We start from the raw sequence: 10503 nt of genomic DNA on the forward strand, positions 1-10503 counted from the left end.
GGCGGTCGCGGCCCTGCCGCGGACCGCCCCACGGGCCGCCGCCTCCGCCCGACCCTCCGGACCCGCCGGAGCCCCCCGAGCCGCCCGAACCCCCGGACCCGTCCGAGCCGTCGGCGCCGCCCGAACCGGGCAGGTTCCACGGCGCGGCCGGGGGGCGGTCCGGCGCACCCTCCGGCGGCGGGGCGTACGGGTCGCGCTCGTCGGTCTCGTTGCCGGTGCTCATGCCGCCACCTCGCCTCGGTCGGCGGCCGCGTGGGCGCAACGCGTTCCCCTGCCGGGTCGCTCTCTCCACCCCGTCACGCCGCCACCTCGCCAGGCTCGGCGGCCGCATTCGCGAAACGCGTCCCCGAATCGGTTCGCCCGCTCCGCTCATTCATGTGTGTGCCTGCCCTCGTCGTGCCGGATCCCCAAGGGGCACCCGCTCCCAATGCCTCACGCGCGTCCATGCCACGGGCCTTCGCGACCGTGCCGCGCCCGGCGTCGTCCAGCAGAGCGCCCTACCTCCGTGCCCTGGGCCCGGCTCCATGAGCCGGCCTATGCGAACCATTACCCGGGATCGTACGTGTGCGCGCCGTCCCCGGTCCGGGCGGTGGGGCCATACGCGTACCTCCGCCGCGGCCGCCCGCGGCGCCCGGCACGTCGTACGCATGACCCGGACCGACCCCGTCCCCGGGTTCGGTACCGCGCACCACCTGACGCTATCGTTGCTGACGATCGGGCGCTGCCCGCGTGTTCCCCTTGGCTCCCGCCGGCATCCGCACCCGGATGCCTCCGCGGGGTGCCGGAGGGGCGCGAGGCGGCCGCGCCGCCGGTCGCACCCACCGCTCGCGCCCTCGTTCGGAAAGAGCCTCCGCAGTGGCTGAACACGCCCCGCGCACCCCCGGGCCCGCGCGGCTCGTCGTCCTCGTCTCCGGGTCGGGCAGCAACCTCCAGGCCCTGCTGGACGCGAGCGCGGACCCCGGCTACGGCGCCGAGATCGTGGCCGTCGGGGCCGACCGCGACGGCATCCGCGGCCTGGAGCGCGCCGCGAAGGCCGGCGTCCCGACCTTCGTCGTCCGGGTCCGCGACCACGAGGACCGCGCCGCGTGGGACCGGGCGCTGACCGACGCGGTCGCCGCGCACCGGCCCGACCTCGTCGTGTCGGCCGGCTTCATGAAGATCCTCGGCCCCGCGTTCCTCGGCCGCTACGAGGGACGCACGGTCAACACCCACCCCGCCCTGCTGCCGTCGTTCCCCGGCGCGTACGGCGTGCGCGACGCGCTCGCGTACGGCGCCAAGGTGACCGGCTGCACGGTTCACTTCGTCGACTCCGGCGTCGACACCGGCCCGATCATCGCCCAGGGCGTGGTCGCGGTCGAGGAGGCCGACGAGGCCGACGGCGGCGACGCGCTGCACGAGCGCATCAAGACTGTCGAGCGCAACCTGCTCGTCGACATCGTGGGCCGCCTCGCCCGCGAGGGCTACCGCATCGAAGGAAGAAAGGTCCGATTCGGATCATGAGCACCCCCGAGAGCTCCTCAGGCAAGCGTCCGATCCGCCGCGCGCTGGTCAGCGTGTACGACAAGACCGGGCTTGAGGAGCTCGCCCAGGGGCTGCACGCCGCCGGGGTCGAGCTCGTCTCGACCGGGTCCACCGCCGCCCGGATCGCCGCCGCCGGGGTGCCGGTGACCAAGGTCGAGGAGCTGACCGGGTTCCCGGAGTGCCTCGACGGCCGCGTCAAGACGCTGCACCCGCGCGTGCACGCCGGGATCCTCGCCGACCTGCGGCTGGAGTCGCACCGGGAGCAGTTGGCCGAGCTGGACGTCCAGCCGTTCGACCTCGTCGCGGTGAACCTCTACCCCTTCCAGGCCACCGTCGACTCGGGGGCGACGCCCGACGAGTGCGTCGAGCAGATCGACATCGGCGGCCCGTCGATGGTCCGCGCGGCGGCCAAGAACCACCCGTCGGTCGCGGTCGTCACCAGCCCGTCGCGCTACGCCGATGTGCTCGCCGCGGTCGCGGACGGCGGCTTCGACCTGGCCGCGCGCAAGCGCCTGGCCGGCGAGGCGTTCGCGCACACGGCGGCGTACGACGTCGCGGTCGCGTCGTGGTTCTCCACCACCTACGCGCCCGCCGACGACGAGCAGTTCCCGGCGTTCCTCGGCGCGACGCGCGAGCGCCAGGCGGTGCTGCGGTACGGCGAGAACCCGCACCAGGCGGCCGCGCTGTACAGCGCCGGCTCGGGCGGGCTCGCGGGTGCGGAGCAGTTGCACGGCAAGGAGATGTCGTACAACAACTACGTGGACACCGACGCGGCCCGCCGCGCGGCGTACGACCACCACCTGCCGTGCGTGGCGATCATCAAGCACGCCAACCCGTGCGGCATCGCGATCGGCGCGGACGTCGCGGAGGCGCACCGCCTCGCGCACGAGTGCGACCCGGTTTCGGCCTACGGCGGCGTGATCGCGGTCAACCGCCCGGTGTCGCTGGCCATGGCCGAGCGGGTCGCGGAGATCTTCACCGAGGTCATCGTGGCGCCGGACTACGAGGAGGGCGCGGTCGAGGCGCTGGCCCGGAAGAAGAACATCCGGGTGCTGCGCGCGCCCGAACCGCCGTCCGCGGTGGCCGAGTTCCGGCAGATCGACGGCGGCCTGCTGCTCCAGAACACCGACCGCTTCCAGGCGCCCGGCGACAACCCGGAGAACTGGACGCTCGCGGCCGGCGAGCCCGCGGACGAGGCGACGCTGCGCGACCTGGTCTTCGCGTGGCGCTCGGTGCGTGCGGTGAAGTCCAACGCCATCCTGCTTGCCTCCGGCGGCGCGACCGTCGGCGTCGGCATGGGGCAGGTCAACCGGGTCGACTCGGCGCGCCTGTCGGTGCAGCGGGCGGGGGAGCGGGTCATCGGCGCGGTCGCCGCGTCGGACGCGTTCTTCCCGTTCCCGGACGGCCTGGAGGTGCTGACCGCGGCCGGCGTCAAGGCCGTGGTCCAGCCGGGCGGTTCGGTGCGCGACGAACTGGTCGTGGAGGCGGCACGCGCGGCCGGCATCACGATGTACATGACCGGCACACGGCACTTCTTCCACTGACCCGTTGACTCGCCGCTGAGGCCGTTCGGGCACCGACCGGCCTCAGCGCCGTGGGCGGACGCACAAGGGCTCCGGACTCGAAGTCCGGGGCCCTCCGTCGCTCGTTGCCCGGGCGGTGGTGTCCGGGCGAGCGAGGACCGTGGGGATTCCCGGTCCACCGCATCAGGCACGTTGAAAGGGCCCCGTCGTCACGACGGGGCCCTTTCAACGTGCCTTACCTGATGTCGGACGGACGCCGGACCGGTGGACTGCCGGTCCGGCGCTCATCTCAGCTCTGACGGGCTCCGCGGCGGCGGCTCAGGAACACCGCTCCACCACCGGCCAGCAGCAGGGCTCCGGCGATACCGGCGATCAGGCCGGTGCTGGAGTCCGAACCACCGGTCTCGGCCAGTTCCGGTCCGCTCGGGCTGGGCGACGGGGCCGGTGCCGAGGGGGTCGGGGTCGTCGAGGGGGTGGGCTCCTCCTCCAGCGGCTCCTCCGGCGCGTTCGGGCTCGGGACGGGCTCCTCGACCACCGGCGGCGGGGTCTCGCAGTCGAGCTTGCCCTCGAAGGTCTTCTCGAAGCCCTCCGGGCCGGTCACCTTGACGGTGTAGTCCTGGTCCTCGCCGACCTTCACCAGGTGCTTCTTGCTGCTCTCGGCCGGGACCGTCACCTTGGTCCCGCCGACCTGGAAGTCGGCAGGCGCGTCACCGGAGTTCGTCAGGGTGACCTCAAGGCCGCCCTGCGCACAGTCGATCTTGCTGTCCGCACCCGGGACGGGCTTCGGCTGCGGGGCCCACGTGAACGAGCCCTTCGCGGTGGCCTTGACCGAGGTCGCACCGGCGCTGATGAGCGTCTGGGTGTCCTTGCGGTTCTTGCCGATGAAGACGCGGCCGATGCTGATCGCGGTCTCGGTCTGGGCGGTGACCGACAGCTTGCCGGCCTCGGTGCCCGCGGGGACCTTGGCGTACAGCTCGGTGCCGTTCTTGGCGTCGGCGACGGGCTTGCCGTCCTTGCCCACGAGGGACACACCCTCAGGGGTCTTGCCGTCGACCTTGACGTCGACCTTGCCGGTCGCGTTCGTCTCGATCTTCAGCGGGCCGATCGGGGTGTCACCCGGGACGCCCTGCGCGGAGTCCGGGTCCAGGGTGAGCGCCGGCTTCGGCTCCTGGACACCGGTGTTCTTGCTACCGGTCAGGAACTTGTACAGCTTGACGATCTCGGCGACCTGCTTGTCGCCCTGCTTGTCCTGGCCGGGCAGCTGCGCGCCGTTGCTGAAGTGCCAGATCGCCGCCTGCGTCGCGGCGACGGCCTCGGGGATGTCCAGCTTGCCCGCGTCGATGCCGGCGGTCGTGGCCAGCGCGTTCAGGTTGTCGATCTTCGGGTACGAGTTGTTCAGCACCCAGTTGATCTTGCGGGTCTTCTCCGAGTCGTTCAGCCACGAGTCGCTCCACGAACCCTCGCGGTACTCGGACGAGGCCTTGATGCTCGTGGCGAGGTCGATGCAGTAGACCTTGATGAGTCCGCCGTCGGCCTTCAGCTTCTTCAGGTTCGTGACAGGGTGGCGCCACGTGAACTTACCGGGGTTGTTCTCGTCGGGGACCTTGAGCCAGACGCTGCCCTTGGTGCCGTCGACGCTGCCGTCGTACTTGGCCGTCATGCCGATGTCGGCGATGGCGCTCCCCGGCGTGAGCAGCAACGCCGCGACAGTCGCACCCGCCACCGCGACTGCCGAGCCCGCGCGGGAGATGCCCCGCTGTGTCCGAAACATGGAAGAGATGTCTCCTTGCGAGAAAGAAGGCGGCTTCTATGCGCGGGGTGGACAGCGAGTGCCTACCTTGAGCCACCAGGAGCAACAATCCAGGGATACCGGATCTGAAGTCAATTCGTAAAAACGCGAATCTTGTGGAAAATCGCGCGCTTTTTGTCGACTTGCCGTACGTGTCGACATATCTGGCTCTTCTTTTGTGGCATGCAGCTGAGAAGTGACGCGTATTTGTGCGCCGTCCGCTGTGAGGGCGCGCGACGGTGCATGGTCCCGGCTCGGTCTGGTTGCTCTCCGCAGTATGCGACTGGCCGGGGGGCGCACGGTCGATCGAGGAGCCGATGGTGGGAAATGGGCACGCCACAGGCCGTCAAGGGTGCCCGGATGCCATCGGAAATGTCGATGCGATGGGTACGCCGACTGTCCGCGCCGACCCATTGGGTGCGCGGGACAGGGAAATTATGAAGGAGATTGCGGCTTCTGTAAAGGGGGCCTGCGTTGTGGCGGGAATGGGATGGGTCGAGCCGCTCAAATTGTTACTTGCGTGCTGTATGGGGTTTAAGGAGCTAAAAAATGGGAGAATACGGTGGGTATGTAATTTTCCGGCATTCATCAACGGTTGGGGCATATGTCCAAAGGCCCTGGGCCCGGTCGGCGCGCCGCGAAGCCGCCGCGCGGTTCGGCTCCTGTGCGCACCTTCGACCGGGGACCCGCAGGCCCGTTGCCCCTTTTCCCGGAGGAGCACCCAGCCGATCTCGGCCACAGCGCCGCCGGGACGCTGCGCCCGATCGTCACCCTCACCGACGACCGCTTCGCCTGGGCCAACGGCGTGCGTGCGGCCCTCGGCGTCGGCCTCCCGTTCGCCCTGGTCACCGCGGTCGGCGGGGTCGCGCACGGCGCCACCGCCGCGATCGGCGGGTACTCGGTGCTGTACGCGGCGCGGGAGCCGTACGCCCGGCGCGCCCGCGTGCTCGCCGCCGTCGGCCTCGGCCTCGCCGCGTCCTACACCGCCGGCTCCCTGGCCGCCGGACACCGCTGGGTAACCGCGCTGGTCATCGCCGTCGTCGCGGCCACCGCGACCTTCATGTGCGGCGCGCTCCGCGTCGGCCGCCCCGGCGGGTACATGTTCACGCTGGTGTGCGCCATGGGCACCTTCGCCACCGGCGGCACCTCCGAGATCCCGCAGAACGTCGGGCTGCTGCTGATCGGCTCCGCGGGCGGCTGGCTCATCTCCATGTCCGGCTGGCTCGTACGCCCCGCCCACCCCGAACACGTCGCCATCGCCGACGCGTTCACCGCCGTCGCGGGCTTCCTCGACGCCATCGGAGGCCCGCGCGTGGACGCCGCCCGGCACCAGGCGTCCCAGGCCGTCTACGGCGCTTGGGTCATGCTCCTGCGCGCCGACGGCCGCCGCTCGCGCCTGTCCGGCGAGGCCCGCCGCCTCCAGGTGCTGGTACGCCGCGCGCACGACATCTTCCACGCGGGCGAACTCCTCGCCGAGGAGCGCTCCCGGCCGTTGCCCCCCGAGATCGGCGACGCGGTGCGCGGCCTCGCCGACGCCGCCGGCCGACCGCGCCTCAGCCCCGCCCTGCCGACGCTGCTCGCCGACACCGAGACCAACGGCCAGCGGCGGCTGCGCGCCGCGCTGCGGGACGCCGTACGGGCCGCGGGCGAACCGGCCATGCCGCAGGGCGAGGCGCTCAAGGGCGACCGCCCCGGGACCCTCGAACTCCTCCGGGCCGCCGCGGGCCGCGCGTCCCGCCTGCCCCCGGCCGCCGTCCGCACCGGCCTCGCGGTCGGCGCCGCCACCGGGCTCGCCGAGATCCTGCCGATCGTGCACCCGTCGTGGGTCGCCATCGGCGCCGCCGCGGCCCTTCAGGGCGGCAACGCCGTCCTGGACCTGGGCAGTGCGCTGCAACGCGCGATCGGCACGTTCGTCGGCGTCGCGGTCGTCACCGTCTTCCTGCACGACCTGGCGCCCGGGCCGTGGGCGACCGTCGTCATGGTCACGCTGCTGTACGGCGCCGCGCAGACCCTCATGCGCCGCAACCTCGTCGCGGGCGTCGCCTGCATCACCCCGGTCCCGCTGCTGCTCGTCGGCGCCGGCGACCCGGAACGCCACGTCGGCGACCTCGCCTCCACACGGCTCCTGGACATGCTGATCGGGCTCGGCATCGGCGTCTGCGCCAGCTTCGTGCTGTGGCGCCGCGCGTCCACCGAACGTCTGCCCGCCGCCCTCGGCCGGGCGATCCGCGCCGAGGGCATGATGATGCGCGCGGTCGTCGCCGGAGAGGCGCAGGAGAACGCGACGGCGTGGCTCAAGCTGCGCACCGCCGTGCGCCGCGAGCTGATCGACCTGTGGACGGTCTACGAATCCTCGCTCGGGGAACTGGTCGGGCGGCGCCGGAGCGTGGAGCGGCTGTGGCCCGCGGTTGTCATCGTGCAGCGCCTGGGCTTCCGCCTCATGGCCGCGCCGCTCAAGCCCGCGGCCGACCAGCTCGCCGACTACAAGGTGGCGCTGGACCCCGAGGACCTCGCGGTCTACGGCAAGCCCGCGGAGGCCCCGTTCACCGACGAGGACGCGGAGAAGCTCGACGCCTACATCCAGGCCCTGGCCGCCGCCGCGGAGCAGCGCCGCGCGCCGATCGCCCCGGAGCTGCCCGAGCTGTGGGGGCACCCGGTGCTCCGCCAGCACCTCAAGCGCCTGACGTACGCCCTCGTCGCCGGTGCCCGCCGACCCGGCACCGGGGTCGCCTCGCAGGTGCTCACCCACCTCAGCGCCCCTCCGCGCAGGGTGCGTGAGGCCGATGCGCCGCGTACGGGACAATCGAGGTGACCCGCGGCGCATCCCCGCCCGGGAGACGGCCGGCACCCGTGGATCAGGAGAACCCCTTGAAGGCGCAGAAGCTCGACGGCAAGGCGACCGCCGCCACCATCAAGTCCGAACTCGCGGTCCGTGTCGAGGCCCTGAAGGCCCAGGGAATCACTCCCGGTCTCGGCACCGTCCTCGTCGGGGACGACCCGGGCAGCCACTCCTACGTGCGCGGCAAGCACCGCGACTGCGCCGAGGTCGGCATCGCGAGCATCCAGCGCGAGCTGCCCGGCACCGCGACGCAGGAGGAGGTCGAGGCGGTCGTCCGCGAACTGAACGCGGATCCGACGTGCACCGGCTACATCGTGCAGCTGCCGCTGCCGCGCGGCCTGGACGCCAACCGCGTGCTGGAGCTGATGGACCCGGACAAGGACGCCGACGGCCTGCACCCCACCAACCTCGGCCGCCTCGTGCTGGGCCAGGACGCCCCGCTGCCGTGCACCCCGCGCGGCATCGTCGAGCTGCTGCACCGGTACGACATCCCGCTCAACGGCGCGGACGTGTGCGTGATCGGCCGCGGCGTCACGGTCGGCCGCCCGATCGGGCTGCTGCTGACCCGCCGCACCGAGAACGCGACCGTGACGCTGTGCCACACCGGCACCAAGGACCTGACCCGGCACGCCCTGGAGGCCGACATCATCGTCGCCGCGGCCGGGGTGGCGGGGCTGGTCAACGCCGACATCGTCAAGCCCGGCGCGGTCGTGCTGGACGTCGGCATCACGCGCACCGACCAGGGCCTGGTCGGCGACGTGCACCCGGAGGTCTTCGAGAAGGCCGCGTGGGTCGCGCCGATGCCGGGCGGCGTCGGGCCGATGACCCGCGCGATGCTGCTGTCGAACGTCGTCGAGGCGGCCGAACGGCAGCTCGCGAACCGCTGAGCGGCGGGCACCGGGCTGCCGTGATGCCTCGACCGTTCGCACGGGGATCCCACTAGAGTGGACCGCTCGGACATCAGGAGGGCAACAGGCATGGCCCACAAGCCGGCTCGCGGCCGGGACGCCGGCGGGACGGGGTTCCCGGCGGACCGCGGCCGCGTGCGGTGACGGCGATGGCGAACTCACCGGCCGCACCGCGGGGACCGGGCCACGGCGTCGGGCGCGGTGCCGGGCACGGCGGGCCGGCCGGGCCCGGGCGGGCCGCGTCACGGGGGTCGCGCCGCGCGCCGCGCTCCGGACGGGGGTCGCGGGAGGACGGCACGTTCGTCCCCGAGGGCGGCACCATGCCGACGGGGCCGGGCGGCCTGCGCGAGTGGCCCGCGGTCCTGGTCCTGGCGCTGCTGGCCGGATCGCTGGTGATCGCCGCGCTGTTCGGGTTCCGCTCGGCCACCCTCATGATCGGCGGCACCCTCGGGGTGGCCGCGATACTGCGGATATTCGTCCGCGAGGTCGGCATCCTGGCGGTACGCAGCCGGTTCACCGACGTGATGGTCATGCTCGTCCTCGGCGGCGCCGTGGTGATGCTCGGCCTGTCCGTCCCCCCGCCGCTGGTCGATCTGCCCTGGGTGCCGCGCCGCACCGGCTGACCTCCGAGGCCGGTTTCGGTGGTGTTTCCCACATGCCGCACCGGACCGGTCATCGGGGCATCCCGGGCGGAGTAGGGTGGCCGTCGGAAGTATCTCGATCACGAGATATCCCGTTCCGGGAACCCTCACCCGCCACGTAGCAGGAGATCGCCACGATGACCCGCACGCCCGTCAACGTCACCGTCACCGGCGCGGCCGGCCAGATCGGCTACGCGCTGCTGTTCCGTATCGCCTCCGGCCACCTGCTCGGCCCGGATGTGCCGGTCAAGCTGCGCCTCCTGGAGATCCCGCAGGCGGTCAAGGCCGCCGAGGGCACCGCGATGGAGCTGGACGACTGCGCGTTCCCGCTGCTCAAGGGCATCGACATCTTCGACAACCCGACCGAGGGGTTCGCCGGCGCCAACGTCGCGCTGCTGGTGGGCGCGCGCCCGCGCACCGCCGGCATGGAGCGCGGCGACCTGCTGTCCGCGAACGGCGGCATCTTCAAGCCGCAGGGCGAGGCGATCAACGCCGGTGCCGCGGACGACATCAAGGTGCTCGTGGTCGGCAACCCGGCCAACACCAACGCGCTCATCGCGCAGCAGCACGCGCCGGACGTCCCGGCCGAGCGCTTCACCGCGATGACCCGCCTCGACCACAACCGGGCCATCTCGCAGCTCGCGCAGAAGACCGGCGCCGCGGTCTCGGACATCAGCAAGCTGACGATCTGGGGCAACCACTCCGCGACCCAGTACCCGGACATCTTCCACGCGGAGATCGCCGGCAAGAACGCCGCGGAGACGGTGAACGACGAGGCGTGGCTCGCCGACACGTTCATCCCGACCGTCGCCAAGCGCGGCGCCGCGATCATCGAGGCGCGCGGCGCGTCCTCGGCGGCGTCGGCGGCGAACGCGGCCATCGACCACGTGCACACCTGGGTCAACGGCACCGCGGCCGGCGACTGGACGTCCATGGGCGTCGTGTCGGACGGCTCGTACGACGTCCCGGCCGGGCTCATCTCGTCCTTCCCGGTCACCTGCAAGGACGGCAAGTGGGAGATCGTCCAGGGCCTGGACGTCAACGAGTTCTCCCGCGGCCGCATCGACGCCTCGGTGCGCGAACTCGCCGAGGAGCGCGACGCGGTGCGCGAGCTCGGCCTGATCTGAGCCCACCGGCCCGGCGACGTGCCGGGCCGCGGGACCGGCTCGCATCAGCGCGCAACACGGGACCGCAAGCCGGGGCTTCGCACCACCGGGCCCGCACCACCGGGGGCCCGCACGACCCGGTCGCCAGGGGTGCCCGCCTGCCCCCCCCACGTAGA

At 72.5% G+C, this 10503-nt stretch carries 7 protein-coding genes and 1 pseudogene; 6 read left to right on the plus strand and 2 right to left on the minus strand.

The genetic code is table 11. From position 1 onward, the window contains the following. Positions 1-223 (minus strand): annotated as a pseudogene (locus tag ACRX5S_RS14790) (hypothetical protein); the annotation flags it as partial. 632 nt (positions 224-855) lie between these two features. Between ACRX5S_RS14790 and purN the strand changes: the two are divergent. Beyond that, complete coding sequence (gene purN, locus ACRX5S_RS14795) at positions 856-1500, plus strand: phosphoribosylglycinamide formyltransferase (protein WP_436773358.1); 645 nt, start codon at positions 856-858, stop codon at positions 1498-1500. Further along, positions 1497-3065 carry a bifunctional phosphoribosylaminoimidazolecarboxamide formyltransferase/IMP cyclohydrolase gene (gene purH, locus ACRX5S_RS14800; protein ID WP_436773359.1) on the plus strand — a complete coding sequence of 523 codons (1569 nt, stop codon included), beginning with the start codon at positions 1497-1499 and terminating at the stop codon, positions 3063-3065. The genes purN and purH overlap by 4 nt, the downstream gene beginning before the upstream one ends. A gap of 268 nt (positions 3066-3333) precedes the next feature. On the opposite strand, the gene ACRX5S_RS14805 is transcribed toward purH, so the two are convergent. Next, positions 3334-4815, minus strand: a complete 1482-nt coding sequence (locus ACRX5S_RS14805; RefSeq protein ID WP_436773360.1) for a Cys-Gln thioester bond-forming surface protein — start codon at positions 4813-4815, stop codon at positions 3334-3336. Between the two features lie 715 nt (positions 4816-5530). Here ACRX5S_RS14805 and ACRX5S_RS14810 point away from each other — a divergent pair. From ACRX5S_RS14810 to ACRX5S_RS14825, 4 genes are all read left to right on the plus strand, one after another. Further along, on the plus strand, positions 5531-7645 hold the full coding sequence (locus ACRX5S_RS14810) for an FUSC family protein (RefSeq protein ID WP_436773361.1): 2115 nt from the start codon (positions 5531-5533) through the stop codon (positions 7643-7645). A gap of 56 nt (positions 7646-7701) precedes the next feature. Next, on the plus strand, positions 7702-8559 hold the full coding sequence (locus ACRX5S_RS14815; RefSeq protein ID WP_436773362.1) for a bifunctional methylenetetrahydrofolate dehydrogenase/methenyltetrahydrofolate cyclohydrolase: 858 nt from the start codon (positions 7702-7704) through the stop codon (positions 8557-8559). Positions 8560-8900: 341 nt separating this feature from the next. Continuing rightward, a complete protein-coding gene (locus ACRX5S_RS14820) occupies positions 8901-9203 on the plus strand; it encodes a DUF3017 domain-containing protein (RefSeq protein ID WP_436773363.1) in 303 nt (100 codons plus the stop codon). A 155-nt stretch (positions 9204-9358) separates the two neighbouring features. Continuing rightward, positions 9359-10348 (plus strand): malate dehydrogenase, encoded by a 990-nt coding sequence (locus tag ACRX5S_RS14825; RefSeq protein ID WP_436773364.1) that lies wholly within the window; start codon positions 9359-9361, stop codon positions 10346-10348. Positions 10349-10503: the final 155 nt, after the last annotated feature.

Source organism: Yinghuangia sp. YIM S09857 (assembly GCF_051388915.1).
In the GTDB taxonomy this organism is placed as follows: Bacteria; Actinomycetota; Actinomycetes; order Streptomycetales; family Streptomycetaceae; genus Yinghuangia.

What these genes read in the sequence shown, in the direction of transcription:
- purH (WP_436773359.1), top strand. Translation starts at nt 1,497, where the DNA reads ATGAGCACCCCCGAGAGCTCCTCAGGCAAGCGTCCGATCCGCCGCGCG.
- ACRX5S_RS14825 (WP_436773364.1), top strand. Translation starts at nt 9,359, where the DNA reads ATGACCCGCACGCCCGTCAACGTCACCGTCACCGGCGCGGCCGGCCAG.
- ACRX5S_RS14805 (WP_436773360.1), bottom strand. Translation starts at nt 4,815, where the DNA reads ATGTTTCGGACACAGCGGGGCATCTCCCGCGCGGGCTCGGCAGTCGCG.
- ACRX5S_RS14820 (WP_436773363.1), top strand. Translation starts at nt 8,901, where the DNA reads ATGCCGACGGGGCCGGGCGGCCTGCGCGAGTGGCCCGCGGTCCTGGTC.